The sequence below is a fragment of the Chryseobacterium sp. SIMBA_038 genome (assembly GCF_046535115.1).
GTDB lineage: Bacteria > Bacteroidota > Bacteroidia > Flavobacteriales > Weeksellaceae > Chryseobacterium.
Genome location: NZ_JAWRXH010000216.1, coordinates 1 through 265 on the forward strand (window position 1 = coordinate 1; position 265 = coordinate 265).

Sequence of the window (265 nt, forward strand, 5' to 3'; positions counted from 1 at the left end):
TACCGCGAATCCGGTCTGAACCACCCGAACCTGGTGCTGATGCAGGTCCTAGTCTGGCTGTTCGACACAGAGCAGTTCGAGCAGGCCCTGGAACTGGCGGACTTTGCCATCGAACAGGGTCAGGCCATGCCGGAGCGCTTCCGCCGTGATATCCCCACCTTCGTGGGGGACACGGTGGTCGAGTGGGCCGAGGCGCAGCACAAAGCCCAGCGCAACCCGGAACCGTACCTGTCGCAGCTGTTGTCGCGTGTGGACGGTCAGTGGC

At 63.8% G+C, this 265-nt stretch carries 1 protein-coding gene; it reads left to right on the forward strand.

Annotation, left to right across the window (positions count from 1 at the left end; genetic code table 11):
• Positions 1-265 (forward strand): phage terminase small subunit (gpM, locus tag SB689_RS23340; RefSeq protein ID WP_410694429.1); only part of this gene is annotated, 265 nt, incomplete at both ends.